The 17377-nt window shown below is 58.6% G+C and carries 11 protein-coding genes; 8 read left to right on the top strand and 3 right to left on the bottom strand.

Features of this window, described 5'->3' with window-relative positions:
- Positions 1-92: 92 nt before the first annotated feature.
- A complete protein-coding gene (locus tag AC0YNU_RS12450) occupies positions 93-791 on the top strand; it encodes a GDSL-type esterase/lipase family protein (protein ID WP_475756784.1) in 699 nt (232 codons plus the stop codon).
- A gap of 141 nt (positions 792-932) precedes the next feature.
- Here the strand turns inward: AC0YNU_RS12450 and AC0YNU_RS12445 are convergent, their stop codons facing one another.
- Positions 933-4037 (bottom strand): carbohydrate-binding protein, encoded by a 3105-nt coding sequence (locus AC0YNU_RS12445; protein WP_475756781.1) that lies wholly within the window; start codon positions 4035-4037, stop codon positions 933-935.
- Between the two features lie 299 nt (positions 4038-4336).
- Between AC0YNU_RS12445 and AC0YNU_RS12440 the strand changes: the two genes are divergently transcribed.
- The 7 genes from AC0YNU_RS12440 (at position 4337) to AC0YNU_RS12410 (ending at position 14613) form a co-directional block, all read left to right on the top strand.
- Entirely contained in the window at positions 4337-6631 is a 2295-nt protein-coding gene (locus AC0YNU_RS12440) for a helix-turn-helix domain-containing protein (RefSeq protein ID WP_475756779.1), read from the top strand.
- Between the two features lie 265 nt (positions 6632-6896).
- Entirely contained in the window at positions 6897-7895 is a 999-nt protein-coding gene (locus tag AC0YNU_RS12435; RefSeq protein WP_475756777.1) for an ABC transporter permease, read from the top strand.
- 12 nt (positions 7896-7907) lie between these two features.
- The gene (locus AC0YNU_RS12430; protein WP_475756775.1) at positions 7908-8777 is read left to right on the top strand and encodes a carbohydrate ABC transporter permease; all 870 of its coding nucleotides are present in this window, start codon (positions 7908-7910) and stop codon (positions 8775-8777) included.
- 187 nt (positions 8778-8964) lie between these two features.
- A complete protein-coding gene (locus tag AC0YNU_RS12425) occupies positions 8965-10557 on the top strand; it encodes a type 2 periplasmic-binding domain-containing protein (protein WP_475756772.1) in 1593 nt (530 codons plus the stop codon).
- Positions 10558-10636: 79 nt separating this feature from the next.
- The gene (locus tag AC0YNU_RS12420; protein ID WP_475756770.1) at positions 10637-12574 is read left to right on the top strand and encodes a DUF8034 domain-containing protein; all 1938 of its coding nucleotides are present in this window, start codon (positions 10637-10639) and stop codon (positions 12572-12574) included.
- 31 nt (positions 12575-12605) lie between these two features.
- Positions 12606-13556 (top strand): aldo/keto reductase, encoded by a 951-nt coding sequence (locus AC0YNU_RS12415; RefSeq protein WP_475756768.1) that lies wholly within the window; start codon positions 12606-12608, stop codon positions 13554-13556.
- 22 nt (positions 13557-13578) lie between these two features.
- Complete coding sequence (locus tag AC0YNU_RS12410) at positions 13579-14613, top strand: Gfo/Idh/MocA family protein (RefSeq protein ID WP_475756765.1); 1035 nt, start codon at positions 13579-13581, stop codon at positions 14611-14613.
- Between the two features lie 205 nt (positions 14614-14818).
- Here AC0YNU_RS12410 and AC0YNU_RS12405 read toward each other — a convergent pair whose 3' ends face one another.
- Both AC0YNU_RS12405 and AC0YNU_RS12400 read right to left on the bottom strand, forming a co-directional pair.
- Positions 14819-15913 (bottom strand): serine hydrolase domain-containing protein, encoded by a 1095-nt coding sequence (locus tag AC0YNU_RS12405; protein ID WP_475756763.1) that lies wholly within the window; start codon positions 15911-15913, stop codon positions 14819-14821.
- A gap of 169 nt (positions 15914-16082) precedes the next feature.
- Complete coding sequence (locus tag AC0YNU_RS12400; protein ID WP_475756761.1) at positions 16083-17369, bottom strand: alpha-L-fucosidase; 1287 nt, start codon at positions 17367-17369, stop codon at positions 16083-16085.
- Positions 17370-17377: the final 8 nt, after the last annotated feature.

Raw genomic sequence — 17377 nt, 5'->3', positions numbered from 1 at the left:
CTCGGAATGGGCTTTAATGGTAGAGAGGAGCGACGAGCATGGAATGCTTGTCGCGATCATCCTTTCCATTAACGATTCGGAGGGCAGCCTACATGAATGCTGAACGCGTTAACGTAATTAAGCCAGGCTTGTTCGGAGACGGCGCGGCGGCCGATAGCCGCAGAGGCGAATTCGATATCGGCAACGAGATTCTGCTGCACAAGCAGCTCCCCGTCGATTTCGTGTTCATCGGGGACTCCATCACGCATATGTGGGACTTGAACGCCTACTTCGGGAGCGAACGGCTCATCGTCAATCGGGGCATCGGCGGAGATATCACCGCTAACGTGCTTCGCAGGTTCGATGCCGACGTCGTGCAGCTGCAGCCTCGTTACGTCGTCATCAAGATCGGCGTCAACAACTTTTGGGCCTTGGACGACGAAACCGCAAACCGGAAGACGGCCGATCAAATCATCCCTGCCTTGGTCGACGATATCGAACGCATGCTGCTAAAAGCCCGCGACGGAGGCATCGTGCCGATTCTCTGCTCCGTCCTGCCTACGAACCTCCCCGAGCTCCAACAGAACGACGCCCGCAACGCGGCGATCATCGCCGTCAACGAACGTCTGCGCGACTTGGCCATCCGTTATGAGGCCATCTACGTCGATTACCATCCGCACCTGCTGCTAGAAGGCACGCAGCAGCTCCGCGCGGAACTCGCCGACGACGGACTGCATCCCCATGTGCTGGGCTACGACATTATGGCCGACACGCTGCGGACGACGTTGGAACGCCGCGGCATCCGGATTTGACGCTTAACCTTAGTCGCCCTGCTGCCCTGTAACGAATCGGAGGCCATTCCCAAGCGCTCGAATGAGCTGCTTGGGAATGGCCTCCTGTTTTGTCTTATTGTCCGACTATACTTGTCCGACTATACGGGCTATTGTTCGGCTTTACGGCCGCAGTTCAAACCAATCGAAATCACCGTTCCCGGAGCCGGAGCCGCTGGGAAACACGACATAGAGATCATGGGTGCCGCTAGCGCCGGTCAATGCGGCCGTCGCGACCGTCATGGTCGACCAGCCTCCCGTATCCGGCGTAGGCAGCGTTCCGACCAACGTACGGGTCGGACTGTCCAGACGGACCTCCGCCGTCCCGCTTCCGTAGCCGACGTTCCGCCCGTATCGAGCGGCGAACGTCGCGTATCCCGTCGACATCGGTACATCGTCGTAACGCAGCCAATCCCCTTCGTCCGTCCCTCCGACGGCAGTCGATTGCACGTTGACGCCGTTCATCGCGTCAGCCTGTTCGGCTTCGAGGCGAATGGCGGACAGCTGCGCCGCGCCGTCCACGACGATCCGGTCCATGTCGGGTACGTAGGATGCCGAATTGCTAAAGTGGATCGTGTTGCTGCCGGCCTGCAGATAGACGTTCGCATCAAGTCTGCCTACCGTGTCAAACCCTCCGGTCGGCGGGAAACCGAGCTCGACCGCGGTCCCCCCGTTAACGCTCATTTGCGCCGTTCGCGCATCCGAACTCAAGTAGTCGATATGAACGGCATAAAGGCCGGCCGCGGGCACGTTGATCGCGTTGAATTGCAGCGTTCCGTTGTTGTTGCCGATATAACCGACCTTGCTGCCGCCCGAGCATGCCGTACAAGCGCTCGCGACCGCGGCTCCCGTCCGCGTGTTGGACCCGGATTCGGCTTCATAGGAAGTGCCGGACGGAGCGCCGTCCGTCACGACGATATTGCCTGTCCCGTTATCGAGGACGTTTTGCATCGATATGGAAGAAAACGTCGTATCCGTAATATAAGCACCCGATACGCTCGGAGATATACCGAAACCGTACTTGCTGTTGCTAACCGCATTGCCCTGCCACAGGGAGCCCAGAATCGAAGCGCCTCCCGTAATGCCGTCCTTCACGTTGTTCATGACGAAGCCGGCCGCGTAGCGCGAATCATTGTCGTATCCGTTCTCCGCGCGATCGCCGATGAAAGAAGTGCCGTGCCGGTAGGACTTTCCGCTGAGGTGGTTGCGCTTCACGTTGGCGAAGAAGCTCGGCATCAGCTGTCCGTAGTAAGAGACCGTGTTCTGGTAGATGCCGTACACGTTGATCCCCTGCGTGTTCGTCGCCGTGTTGTCGGCGACGGTCATATCGTACGTGTTGAAGTAGAGCTGGGCGGCTGGACCGTCGTTATCCGTCATCGTGTTCTTCTCCATGACGCCCGCCTGCAGCCTGGAGAGCGAATAACGGCTCGTGCCGTCGGGAACGACGTCCCACGGGCGATCGAGCGTGACGGCGTAATGCTTAGGAGTACCGCCAAGGTCGGATAAGCCGGTAACCGTCCGCAGCTGCCCCATGCCTTTGCCGTCCAGGACGAGCAGCTGCCATTCGTTATTCCCGATGTCGCCCGTCGCGGTGAACGCCTGATTGTAATCGTCGGACACGACCGCGCTCGCGCTGCCGGCCGATACGACGCTGCCGCCGGTCAGGTAGCCCGGCACGTCGAAGGAGAAGGATTCCCCGTCGTTGCCGGGATGATTGTTCATGTTCTTGACCGTATTGTTCGCGATGTACATATGCGTAATATTATAGCCGACCGCCGTGCTCGTGAATTTGCCGGAGAGCGTATCGGTAACGCCGGATACGACATGTCCCGTCAGCGTGTTGCCCGTGAACAGATTGTTCTCGGAGCTGAAGGAGACGATGCCCTGCGCGTAGTCGACTTCATTGTCGCGCATGGTTCCGTAAGCTTTGATATAGTTGGCGAAGAGCGGATTGTTCAGGCTCAGCTTGTTGTTCGCGATCAGCACGGGGCCCGCGGCGAAAATATAAATGCCTTTCCACGATGCGCTGCCGAACGGCACGTCCACGATATTATTGTAAAGAAACAAGTTGCTCGAATTCAGATCCGACATGAGCGGCGGCCATGAATGGCTCGCGTCGGAAGGCGAGTAATCCCCGCCCAAGTTGACGAGGCGAAAATTCAGCGAAGGACTGAGATCCGCCCTGACCGTGATTTTCAGGTTCGCGATGCCCTGATAGCCGTCGCCGGCACCTGTCCCCACGCCTTGTATCGCCACGTATTCCGTGGACGAGGACGAGCTGCTGTTGAATTTGAGAATCGCGCCCGTATTGCTCTGCCCCTTCAGAACGACGCCTTTCTTCAGCTGAATCTTCAGGAAGGCATACGTCCCGTTCGGGAAATAAACGATGCCCCCGCCGGCCGCGGACGCCGCATCGATCGCGCTCTGGATGGCGGCCGTGTCGTCCGTCGTCCCATTGCCCGTCGCGCCGTACGCGGCGACGTTATACGTGCTGCTCCAATTGAAATTCTTCGCCCACGAGACGCCGAGTCCGAGAGCGGTCGCATCCGACGGCGCGGCTTCGACGGGCAGCAGCGTACCCGAACCGTTCTTCGCCAGCCGTACCCATTGATTGCCGATGCCCGCCGAGTTCGCGTTCGTTTCGACATAATAATTGCCTAACGGCAGCGAAGCAGGTACAGTAAATGAAAGCGCGTACGGCGTAACGTCCGACGGCACGACGCTGACCGGGGTCCCGCCGCCGGCAGGCACGAGTCGAACCGACGTGTTCCGGCTGCCGCCGTATTCCGAAGCATCCAGGTTTTTGCCCATCAGCTTCAGGCTCATGCCCGGGTAGGCGCCGGTATCGGAGAGCCACTGCGGATCCGCCTTGTTCAATTCGAGCGCGGCGCTCCACGTGGCGCCATTGTCGTTCGACACCTTGAACGAGTAGACGCCGGCGGCCAGATCGTCGGGCATGGCGAAACGGGCGTATCGGCCGGCGCCGTCTCCCTGCACCGGCGTTACGATCCGGCCGTCGGCCTCGACGAATTTCCCTTGTACGGTGCCCGTCAAACCGTCGCCGAACACGGACAGGATCTCGCCCGGCTTGACGCCGTCCGCGATCTTGAAGATGACGGGCGCCCCTGAAGCATAGGCAGTCGGCAATGACGCCGCGGACGATACAGCGATAAGAACGATAACCAATAACGGAAGCACGACTTTTCGATATGCGGATCTTGCTTGCATGAACATAATGAACCACCCCATCCTATGCATTTGGCATCGCTGCTTTTGGATTCCCGGTCTGCTGCCGCGCCTCCCTCCGCCGGGTCGACTACCCTTCAGCCGCCTTTTACACGATAATCCATAAAGCGCTTTCATCCAACTGATTGTTTCATGTTTTTGCGATTTTACGGCTCCGCGGAACGAATAGACGTGATTTAAGCAGTCTCGTCGGAAAAAGCCCCTGTCTTCCCGATCCGCGATTGCGCTATCATTAATAGCGAACGAACGAGCAGCTATCCGTGCTGCATGGAGGAACGTCAATGATGGCAAAACGCCGCTGGTTTCAACATAGTCATACTAAACTGCTCCTTCTCCTGCTGGCGATTTCGATCCTGCCCATCCTGGTGTTCAGCTTCCTGTCGTACCAGGTGTCCATCACGAATGCCAAACATCAGGCCGGGAATTACAGCAAGCAGCTGCTGAATCAGACGCTGACGACGCAGAACGTCATGTTCGAGCAGATGCAGGCTTTTATCTACGAGCTGCTGCTCAACTCCAATTCCTACCAGGAGACGATCCGGCAAGCTCCGCGCACCTACAAGGTCATGGACTTATACAATTCGCTGCAGCGCAAGAAAGTCGCCAATGAAAACTGGATCAAAAACTTCTACCTCGTGGATATCGAGTCGCAGAAGCTTTATTCCTCCGACAGCGGATCCATCTACGCCTTTGGCGAATTTACCGACCCGCGCTTGCTCGATATGCTGAAGAACGCGGACAAGCCCGTCCTGCTGAACGAATTTTTCAAGCGTACCGCCAGCAACGGGCAGGCTACCCTCTCTTACGTCGTGCATTCGCCGGTAACCAGCGGAGCACCCGGGTATATCGTCATCGACATCGACCTGGCCAAAATCGGCAGCGCGCAGAACGCCGAACAAGGGCAAGGCGGCTACCTGTTCGTGACCAACCGGGACGGGGATCTGCTGACGACCGAGCGGCCCGACATCTACGAGGCGATAGCCGGCGGGAATAACGACGGCAGCTACCTGGACATTACGACGGCCTCCGAGCTGTCCGGATTGAAGTACCACTATGCCATCCCTCAAACGTTCATTACCAAAAATAATCGCATTCTGCTTTGGAGCATTCTGCTGCTCTGTCTGGCATTCAGCCTCTTCGGGGCGCTCGCGGCATGGCTCGGCACGAAGAACATCTATTCGCCGATGGGCAACCTGCTGCGCTATATCCGGCAATTGGTGGGCGATCCTGGCTCGCATGCCGGCAAGTCGATCAACGACTATAATTACCTGGAGCAGCTCTTCACGCGGCTGAACGGGGAGAACAACGCCTATATGAACGCCATCCGTTCCCACAAGACGCTGTTCAAGCAGCGGCAGCTGTCCTATCTCCTCGCCGGCAATACGGCCGAGTTCCGCTCGCTTCAAGTGCCCGATAACGTCAGAATGTCGCTGCCCGGCCCCGATTTCGCCGTCATTCTGCTGGAGGCGGAGGAGAGCGGCGGCCTCGAAGCCAAGTTCTCCAAGCTGGAGCAAGACCTGATGCTCTACGCGATGGAGAATATCGCCGAGGAAATCTTCCGCGAAGCCGGCATCGCCGCCGCATGCCGGACGGATACGAGCCGAATCGTCGTTCTGCTCAGCTTGGCCGGCCAGGTTACGGGCGCAGCCGCGCAAGCCAAACGGTTCGAAGAAGTGTGCAAGCACGCGCAGCTTCAAATGGCCCACTATCTCTCGGTATCGGTCAGCATCGGCATCAGCGAGGTACGGCCCGGATTGGATGCAATCCACTCGTTATACCAACAGGCCATCGTCGCGAATTCTTACAAGGTCTACTTCGGCAAGGGCAGCATTACGAGTTACGGCAGCGTTGCCGCCGCCGGCCGCGGCTCGTATTTCGACGCGAACACGCTGCAGTGGACGGAATACAAAGAACAGCTCAAAATCTACTTGCGCATGAACGACTGGAGCAAAATCGAGGATTTCCTTGACCAGATTATCAAGAAGGTCTCGCATATCGGCATCACGCAGACCGACCTGCACTTTATTTTCCTGCAGTACATGGCCTGCCTGACGGATGCCTGCAACGAGTTCTTCGTTCCGCTCTCGGACGTATTCGGCGAGAATCTTCGCTATAACGACAATGTCAGCCAGATCACCACGATGGAGGACATGGAGACGGAGATGCTCCGGCTGGCGCGCGCCTTGTTCGAGAAGCTCGACAACAAGAAGAGCTATCTGCACCAAGAGCTCATCGACCGGCTGCTCGCGTACATCCAGGACAACATCGACAAGGACATTACGTTGGAGTCCCTCGCCGAGAACGTGCACATGCACCCCACGCATCTGAGCAAAATCTGCAAGACGATTACCGGCATCGGACTCGGCGAGCAGATCGTGCGCATCCGTATCCAGAAGGCCAAGGCGTACCTGCTCGAGACGACGACCAGCATCAACGAGATTTCCCTCCAGGTCGGCTACACGAATCCGCGGGCGTTCTACCGATTGTTCAAGGATCATACCGGCCTGACGCCGGGCGAATTCCGGAAGAAAGAAGCTTTCAAGCGATGGTCCGAACCTTTAAGCGACCGGCAATAGCCGAAACATGGCGAGCTGCTCCCGTAATGCGGAGCGGCTTTTAGTTTGCCTGATCGCATGTTTGCGATCTTCTCTCTGCTCAATCCCGATATTCCTCCCGTCTCGTTCGCCGCCCGACGATTCCGGAGCGGATCGGACAGTCTTGGACGGGCAATTCGACAAAGCGCCGCAATCGGCCCATTGAATCGGAATAAGTCACTATTTCCGAGTTGCATCGCATGCTACGCTTGGTCCATATCACGTTGACTAGAAACGGGGGACGCCTATGGAGCGGACAGACAATCGATTCGCGCAAGCGAATGACGTTCATGCAAGAAAGAAAGATCGATCGGAGAGCAGAAGCAGAAACGCGGGTCTTCTTAAATCGGCGAAGGACATTTTCAAATATTGGCAGCTGACGATCATGATCCTGCCCGTGTTGATCGCCTATCTCGTGTTCAACTATTTCCCGCTGACCTGGCTCGTCATCGCCTTCAAGGAATACAACATCGGCAAAGGCATCTGGGACAGCCCTTGGGTCGGCTGGAAGAACTTCCATATGATCTTCACCTATCCCGACCTGACGAGGCTGATCCGCAACACGGTCGTGCTCAGCCTATTGAACCTCGCGTTCGTGTTTCCGTCGTCCATCGTGTTCGCGCTGCTTCTGAACGAGTTCAAGCACAAGACGTTGAAGAAGTTCGTCCAAACCGTCACCTACCTGCCCTATTTCCTGCCCTGGACCGTCATGGCCGGCTTTATCCTCATGATGTTCTCCATCGACGGCCTGGTCAATAAAGTACTCGCTTCGCTCGGAGCGTCCACGCATAACTTCCTGACGAACAACGACAGCTTCATCGAACTGCTGATCGGTTCGAACATTTGGAAGACCATGGGCTGGAGCTCCATCGTCTACATCGCGGCCATCGCCGGCATTAATCCGTCCTTATACGAGGCGGCCATCATGGACGGGGCGAACCGGTTCCAGCGGATGTTCTCCATCACGCTTCCGAGCATCATGCCCATTATCGGCATTACCTTCATTCTTCAAGTCGGCGGGCTCATGTCCGCGAATCTCGATCAGATCTACAATCTCTACAACCCGCAGGTCTATCAGGTCGCCGACGTCATCGACACGTTCGTGCTCCGCATGGGCGTCACGCAGATGCAATACAGCATCACGACCGCGATGGGCTTGTTCAAGGGCATCGTGGGTCTGATTCTCCTGCTCGTCTCGAATTATATCGTTCGCAAAACGAGCGACTCCGAAAACTCATTATGGTAAGGAGATGATAGAATGGAATTCAAGAAATTAAGCGGGTTCGATGTTCTCAATTACGGTCTCCTGCTTCTGCTTTGCCTCACGATGATCTACCCGTTCGTGCATATTCTCTCCCTCTCCCTCAGCGATCCCGTCGCCGCGGGAAGAGGCGGATTCATGTTCTATCCCCGTGGCATTCAATTCGATGCTTACAAAGGCTTGATGCGGGACGACTTATTCTGGAACAGCTACAAGAATATCGTGGAGGTGACGGCGGTCGGCGTCGTAGGCGGACTGATCCTGATCGCGATGGCCTCCTACGTATTGACCGTTGCTTACTACCCGTTCCGCAAAACGCTGACCATGCTCATCACGCTGACGATGTTCTTCCAGGCCGGCATCATTCCAAGCTACCTGCTGTACAATAACCTCGGCTTCATGAACACGTGGCTTCCGCTCTGGATACCGGGCATTACGTCGGCCTTCTATATGATTATCCTGATCTCCTTCTTCCGCCAGATCCCCGCCGAGATCAAGGAGGCGGCCGTCATCGACGGAGCCGGGGACTTGACCGTCTTCTTCCGCATCCTCATGCCGCTGTCCAAACCGGTGCTCGCCACGATCGGCTTGTTTCTGGCCGTGTCGCATTGGAACGACTGGTACAGCCCGTTTATTTACTTGAACGATTCCAAGCTCTATACGCTGCCCGTCGTCCTGCGCCAGTATATCGTCAATTTGGACATGCAGTCCTTCACCAGCGTCATGCAGAGCTCGAAGCAAAGCCTGATCCCGGAGCAGCTTCGGGCGACCGTCATCCTGGTCTCGATCCTGCCGACATTGATTATCTATCCGTTCGTGCAGCGTTATTTCGTCAAAGGCGTCACGCTTGGCTCCTTGAAGGGCTGATCGCCGGCAATTCCGCGGTTGCAGCCAGTGCTCAAACGCAGTCTGAATGGCCAAATGCCATTTTCCGCGGGCAAACCGTTAATTCAGCATGGATGTGAAGAAATGGACACTATCGTTCCTTCGAACCGCTCTGATACATTGCAGTTGTCAAGACCGATGCAACCAACATTCCACAGGGGGTCACACAATGAAGAAGTTAGTAAAGAAAGCCGCCATCGTCGGATCCGCGGCCGTCCTCAGCGCATCGCTGCTCGCGGGCTGCGGGCAGAACGGCAATTCGTCAGATCCGGAGACGGTCAATTCCGGCGCGAACGCGGCAACGGAAACGGCTGCCGCAACGGATGACAGCAAGGTGTACGATATTAAATGGCACGGGTCGTTCCAGCTTGAGACCGCCCCGGACAGCTATGTGGAGCAAGAGCTCGAGAAGAAATTCAACGTCAAGATCACGATCGTCAATGCCAACATGGATAAGTTGAAGCTGATGGCCGCTTCCAACGATTTGCCCGACGTCATGCGATTGGCCGATCCTGCCGACGTGAATGCGCTCGCGAACACGGGCTCCATCCTGGAGCTGCCGAAGGAGCTGCTTGCCGCCCAGATGCCGCATGTCGTCGACGCGGTCGATGCCACGGATGCGAACCTGTGGAGACTGACGAGCAGCAGCGGCAAGAATTACGCCATTCCGCAATACCTGACGATCGTGCCATGGGACAGTGCCATGACTTGGCGCAAGGACGTGCTGGACGCCGCCGGAATTACGGCCGCTCCGAAGACGATCGCGGAATACGACGAAGCGTTCAAGCAGATCGCCGCGAAGAAGAAGGATATCATCGCCCAGACGAATCCGTCATTAAGCAATCTGTACATGTTCTCGGCTGCCGATATCCAAGCCCCGTTCCTGCAGTTCTCCTGGCTGTTCGGCGCTTACGGCTCCATGCCCGCTTCCTGGCAGCTCGATGCGAACGGCGCGGTCGCCCGCGGCGAAACCTTGCCCGGCACCCGGGAAGCGCTCGCCAAGTTGGCGGAATGGTATAAAGCCGGATACATCGATCCGGCGTTCGTAACCGACAAAGGGCAGCAAGCCGACGCCAAGTACAAGACGGGCAGCATCGTCCTGAAGTCCAAGGGCTTCAGCGAGATCGCTTCCTCCGCGCCGGATGATCTTCAGAAGGCTTTTCCGAAGGTGCAGTACTTGAATACCGCCGCTCCGATCGGCCCTAACGGCGCTTCCGGCATTTGGTCATGGGGCAAACGCCAGAACTTCGTCGCCCTGTCCGCCAAGCTGAAGGACGATCCGGGCAAGGTGGACAAAATCCTGCAAATCATGGATGCCGTCTCGACGGACGAGCAGTTCTACAAAATGACCCAGTGGGGCGAAGAAGGCAAATCCTATTCCGTCGCGAGCGGCGTTCCCGCTCTGACCGCTCCGTACGACAAGGAAACCTCGGCGGAAAGCAGGTCGCTCGGCGCACGCGGCATCTTCGGTCCGTTCGGCGCGCCGGATCTGGTAAACCAGTTCATGGATCCGAACCTGGTCAAGCAATGGAAAGACATGTACGCCGGCAAGCCGGACGTGACGTTCGCGCTGGCGCTGCCGTCCACGCCGACGACCGAGCAGCGCCTCGTCGACAAATGGAACGAGACCTTCATCAAGATCGTCATCGGAGATGCGCCGATTACCGCTTACGACGATTATCTGAAGTGGTTCGACGCGAACGGCGGCAAGCAATTGACGCAGGAAGCGAATGACCTTTATTCCAAGCAATCCTCCAAATAACAGCACGCCTATTGCGGAGTGGCCAAGCGAAAGCCTGGCCTCTCTTCACGTTATGCCTATCCGAGAAAGGAGCGACAAAATGAAATCGATTCGGGCGAATATCCCGTTCCAAAACCCGCCGCAGTGGGCTATGCTGCAGCGCACCCTGTTCCAAGTCATGAACGATGCCATCGACCCCTTGCTCGAACGCTACCTTCGGCCGAACGGCGAGCTGCTGTGGCCGGTCGACGATGCGTATGTCGGCGTGGATGCGCTTGACGACGCGTACGAGAGCTTCTACAATTGGCCCTTGCTCTATATGCTGGGAGGCCATGAGCGGTTCCTTGCGCTGTCCGTCCGGGAATTCGAAGCGATAACCAAACAATTCACCCGCTACGAGACCGGTCACGGCCACCCCATGGTCGTGGACGAATACGAGCAGGGCTACGACTGGTTTCACCAAAGCGAAGGCTACTTGTTCTTCTATCTGCTCTGCATGGCGGATCCGGCGAACGGGCTGTCGATCGAACGCGCGCGGCGCTTCGCGGGCTTCTATATGAACGAGAACGCCAGAGCCGACAACTACGATCCCGAGCTGAACCTCATCAAGAGCGCCTTCAGCGGCAGCATGGGGGAAGCCTCCCGCAACTTCGCGGGTTACCCGTTCCAGCCCTGGTCGTTCGAGGAATGGAAAGTGCACTATAACCTCCCGTTCAGCGATGTCCCCGGCATCGCGCGGGCAGCGGACGTCAAGGATCCGGTCAAGGCGCAGCGCATGGGCGAGACGATGGCCTCGCGCATGTCGCGGGGCGACGTGCCGTCCAACCTCTCCGCCACGACATTGATCGCGAACGCATACCTGCTGACGGGCGATGAGCGCTATCAAGCCTGGGTCGATCGCTACGTCGACGGCTGGGAGGCACGGACGCGGCAGAACGGCGGCATCATCCCGGACAACGTGGGCCTCGGCAATATCGTCGGCGAGACGATGGACGGCAAATGGTACGGCGGCTATTACGGCTGGACATGGCCGCACGGCTGGGAATCCATGGGAGACTCCGTCGCCGTCGCCGCTCAGAACAGGTCGCTGCTGATGCAGGATACGAAACATCTCGGCTTCATTCGGTCGCAGCTTGACATGCTTGCCCAGCGGGGCATGCTCGTCGACGGCGTCATGCACCTGCCGAATAAATTCGGCGATGAAGGCGCGGTCTACTCCCATGAAGCAAACGGCAAGCTGCGGGACGATGCCGGCGGCGTGCTGAGCAGGGACGGCTGGTTCGAGTTCGCCCCGGAATCGTCCAAGCACCCGGCGCTGATCTGGGCGATCTCGCAGCAGTCCGAGGATATGCAGCGTCTGCTGCGGACCCGCAATGAAGAAAAGGCCGACTGGAATCAGGTGCTTCGGCATCGCAATCTGAAGGATCAGGCCGGGCACGAAGCCGCCTGGGTCGCTTACGTGAACGGCGAGTACGACGACTATCCCGAAGAAATCCTCGCCTATAATCTCGGTCAGGTGTACGAGCGCATCCAATTCGTCCGCGAAGACCGGCAGGATCCGGCCACCTATACCGACGCCTATCTGCAGCGCCGCAATCCGCTCTCCGTCGAAGGCCTTGTCCAGTTGACGACCGGCGGCGCCATGCCTGTCTATAACGGCGGTCTCCCCTTCCTTCAAGTACGGTACTTCGACGAAGCGAACGGCCGTCCCGGCCTGCCGCCCGACGTCGGGGCGCTCGTCAAGCGAATCGACTCCGCCGGCATCGACCTCGAATTGGTCAATCTGCATGCCGCGCAAGAACGGAGTTTGACGGTCCAGGCCGGCGGATTCGGCGAGCATCGCTTCGTTCAAGCCGTCTACGAGGCGAGAAGCGAAGATGCAGGCGAACGATCGGAGCAGCGCCTGCCGATCGGAGACCGCTTCCTGCGGATCGCGCTGGAGCCCGGCTGCCGCCTCCTGATCCGCCTCGACATGGAGCGTTTCGTGAACAAGCCGTCTTATTCCGCGTATCCATCCCGGGAGTCCAGCCCATGCTGAGGCTTCGCGGAACCTATCGGGAGGTGGGGAAATGTCTCTAGACGAGCTCCGGTTCAGCGAGGCCGTTAAACGTTACCTGCCTTGGGGCGAACGCGCGCAGCCGCTTCCTTATGGAATCGGCTGCGCATGGCTCGGCAGGTCGGCGGGCGACGGCAATAACGACGGCTTAGCCCGGGAAATCGAGATGCTGCGGACGAGCCACGAGCTCGGCTTCCGGTACTACGATACCTCCGCCGCCTACGGCGACAGCGAGCGGGTCGTCGGGGAATTCGTTCGACGCGTGCCGCGCGAATCGATCTTCCTTGCCACCAAATCCCAGATCGCGAGAGATCTTCCTCCCCGGGAAATCGCGGAGCGTCTTCGCCTGCAAATCTCGAACAGCCTGGAGCGGCTGCAGACGGATTACGTGGATTTATTCCAGCTGCACGATATCGACCGCGGGCAATTCGACGCCATGGCGGCGGGCAACGGCGTGCTCGAGCTATTGGAAGAGGAGCGAAGAAGCGGGAGAATTCGCAGAATCGGCATCGCGACCCGTTCCCATGACGTATTGCGTGCCGGAGCGGAGCTTTCCGTTGCGGATACGATTCTGACCTACTCGGATTACTCCCCTCTGGACCGCAGCGCGTCCGATACCATCGAGGCTGCCCGCGCCCTTGGAGTGGGCGTTATCCACGGGAGCCCGCTGCTCTTCGGTCTGTTGACCGGGAGCGATCCCCGGGATATCCAAATCTCGGCGGCAGACGCGGAGCAGCTCCGGCGGCAGCGGCTGGCCGTGCAATTGTACGAGCTTTGCCAGAGGCACGGCATCTCGCTGCTTGCGGCAGCCTTGCAGTTTCCGATGCGCTATCCGTCGATCGACCTTACGCTCACGGGCCCTTCCGGACCAGGCGAGCTGCACCGGACATGGGAAGCGCTGCATGCCGAAGTTCCTGAGGACTTCTGGGACATAATCGAGGACTGGTACGCGAATCTCGGCTAACATCTGACAGGAGGCGCATGGCATGTATTCGGATTCGAACTCGCAGCAATCGCACGTCGCAACGCGACTGCTCGTCATCGGCCTGGAGTCGCTCGGCAAGTGGTACGCTAAGCCGTATATCGAGGTCGTCGGCATCGTGGATTTGTACGGAGAGCGCGACGCGCTCCCGGAGGAGGACGCTTGCTGGCTGACGCGTTATCCGCAATTCGCCGATATTCGAACGGCCCTCGCGTCGTGCTCGCCGGAGGCAGCGGCGATTACCGTGCCTAACTTCCGCAAAAACACGCTCGACGCCGAACGGCTGGTGCTGGAGAGCGGAATCGATCTGATCGTCAATAAGCTGAGGCTTCGCTCGATGGAGGACGTCGACGCCTTAAGCCGCATGGCGAAGGCAAGCAGCGGGACGTTCTATGTCGGAGAATTCTACCGGCACCTGGCCGATGCAAGGGCTATCAAGCAGCTTCTGCTTGAGGAGGCCGCCGGAGACATTGCGTATGTCGCCTGGAATTGCGTGCTTCCCATGCATGAAGGCGGACAATTGGACTGGATGGCGTCCTACCGGCACGGAGTCTTGGAGGATCTGTCGTATCATCACTTCAGCGTGCTCCACGATTGGCTCGGCTTCCATCCGTCCCGCTTGCAGGCCTGCTCCCGCCGGCTGTCATGGGCGCCTGTCTCTTCCCGTTCGTTCGCTTCCGTGCAGGCAGCCGCGAGCGAAGGCTACGTCCTGCATTACATGACGGCTTGGGGATCCCGGTCGGAGCCGACCGATTTCCTCGGGGATATCCGTCTGGAGGGAACGCGGGGGACGATCGAGCGCCAATGCGGCGTCGTATCATTCATTCCGCACGGAGGCACGAAGCAGCCGGTTGTGCCGCCGGCCGCCGAGTATGACGATCCCTGGGGCATTTACGACCATCTTCATGATGCTGCGCGGGGCCGGATCTCGCAGATCTCCGGGCTTCCTTATACGTTCGAGCGGTTCGAGCCGGTATTGAGGGCGATGTATACTGCCGTGCTCGCCTCGGAGGAAATGGATGGCGGATCTTGCGACTGACAATACGACAGCGGTGCGCATAGCCAGCTTCCAAAGCGATATTCTTGCAACGGTGAAAAAAGAATAAATCATAAAGAAGGTGCCGAGACCAGCTCGGCACCTTCTTCATGCTTTATTGCGTATCCCCTGACTTAGACTTAGAAGCTATTCTACCGTCAGGCGCTTCTAGGCGCCTGGAGAGCGCGCCGTTCGCGCCGATCCGGACTTAATCGATCGCGAGGCCAAGCCCCTTCTTCAATTCATGAATGATAGCCGTGCCCGCGCTTTGAGGCGTGTACAAGTTATTGACGTAAGCGACCGCCAGCCGTTGATCCGGATCGGCGAAACCGATGGATCCCCCGTAGCCGCCATGGCCGAACGCGGAGGCGCGTCCGCCCATGATGGAGCCCGGCGAGCCGATCTGGTAGCCAAGCGCTTTGAACTGCGGCTCTTGGCCAGGTAGATCCTGGAGCGTTGCCGCCAGCCTGATGCGGGATTCCGGCAGCAGCCGGATGCCGTCCGCGCCGTCCGGCAGGAGCGCCGCGTAATGCTTGGCGATCGCCCTCGCCGACATGATGCCGTTGCTGGCCGGGACGCAAGCGCGCCTCGCATCCGAACGGTTCATCCAATCGGCGAGCGGGGTGACCCAAGCCGGGATCGCCTGCAGTCCGGTCGCCGGGAACGCGGCCGGATCGAATCCCGGTTCCTCCAGATAGGCGACCCGTGCTTCGGCCTCATCCGGAATGCCGACGAACAGCTCATCCTGAATGCCGAGCGGATCGCATAGATCCTCCTTCAGAATGTCCGCGAAAGACCGTCCGTCCAGCCGTCTGGCAATCTCTCCGACGATCCAGCCGAATGTAATCGCATGGTATTCCATACGCTCTCCCGGCGGCCATTGGGGAACGAGCTTGGCCGTCTCCGCGGCCATCCGATCCCAATCCACGACCTCGGCAAGCCCTATACCGTCCGGCATATGCGGAATGCCGGTCGTATGGCTGAGCGCATGGCGAATCGTCGCCTGCTCTTTCCCGTTCACGCCGAACTCCGGCCACACCTCGCTGATCCGCAGGTCGTAATCGGTCCCTTGCCGCTCCATCACATGATGGAGGACCGTCGAGGCGATGCCTTTGGTCGTGGAGAATACGGGGAAGAGCGTCCTGCTGTCCACCGCTTGTCCCGTGCGTCGGTCCGCGATGCCGGCGGAAGCGTCCACGATTAAATCACCCTCATAATAGGCGGCGAGCTGGACGCCCCGTTCCCTGCCCTCGTCGACCGTTCGTTCGAGAAACGCTTGCATGTGCTGCTGGATTTCTTTCATTGGCTAAGAGCTCCTCTTCAGCATGATATGAACCGCTTGACCTGTTCATCATATCATCCGGTTTGGAAACGCTACAATGCCCTATCAGCCGGAAAAAAGGCCGGTCAGATCAAAAGTTTGATCCGATCGGCCTTCGTTATGAAGCATGCATCGCTCTCATACAAACGATTTATAATATCCCCGCATCCCCTGCATAGTGGATCGACAGCTCGCGGAGCACAGGCGCTCTCTCCCCGTTGTGCGCCGTCACTTCCACGATGACGCCGGCGGCTTTGATCGCCGGTAGGCGGATGATTGCCTTATGTCCGATATTCCTGCCTTCGTAGACGGCGACCGGCTGATGCGTCTTGGCCGTCAAGATCGAGACGCGGAATCCGAGAACATGCTCGCCTTCCGTCAGATCCTCTTGAATGACGACATGGTCGAGCAAATGGGATTCCTGCGCGTCATATCGCCATACCGGCCCTTCCTGCCTGCATGCCGCAAGCGTCGCGATCGGCTGGTCGAAGCGTCGGCGAATCTCCTCGCCGAAAGCCTCCAGATGCGCCGTATCCTTCACCGGCAGCAGCCCTTCGCGATTCGGTCCGATATTGAGCAGCAGATTGGTGCCGCGGCCCACGGACAGATAATAGAGACCCATCAGCTCGTCGACGCTCTTGACCATGTGCTCGTCTTGATCGCTGTAGAACCAGGTGCTGCCGTTCGCCCGCATCTGCACGTCGCATTCCGCCGGCAGCCACAGCCGGCTGCCGAGCGCTTCCTTCTCCTTGGTGAAGATGGAGAAATCGGTCGCATCGGCCACGTTCCAGCAAGGAACGGGCGCGATGCCGTCTTCATTGCCGATCCAGCGGAAATCGGGATCGCCCATATTGAAGATGAGGATGCCCGGCTGCAGCCGCCGGATCGTGCCGATGATCCGATCCCAGTCGTACGTATGGTTCTCGGAGCCGCAGCCGTCGAACCATAGAATGTCGATCTCGCCGTAATTGCCGAGCAGCTCCGTAATCTGGTTCACGAAATAATCGTCGTACGCCTTGGCATCCTGCGTGTAGAAATCGGCCGAGCCGTCGTAAGGCGAATAATAGAGCCCCGCCTTCACGCCGTACTTGCGGCAGGCGTCGACGTATTCGCGCACGACGTCGCCTTTGCCGTCCTTCCACGGGGACGCTTCGACCGTGAAGCGGCTGTACTTGGACGGCCAGTTGGAGAAGCCGTCATGATGCTTCGCCGTCAGGACCGCATATTCCATCCCGGCCTCCTTGGCCGTTCGGATCCACTGCTCGCAGTCGAGCCCGGTCGGATTGAAAGCGGCGGGCGTCATCGGCCGCTCGTCGAAATCGGCATACCCTTCATAGAACGTCCGCAAGCCGAAATGCAGAAACAAGCCGAACTCCCAATTCTGATAAGCCAGCTGCTTGGCCGTAGGAACAATGTGCGCATTCATCTCCGTTTGCATGCTTTGCC

Source organism: Paenibacillus sp. J31P316, from assembly GCF_056269105.1.
The sequence above is the reverse complement of the archived record's forward strand: the minus strand, read 5'-3'. Positions and strand labels throughout refer to the sequence as shown.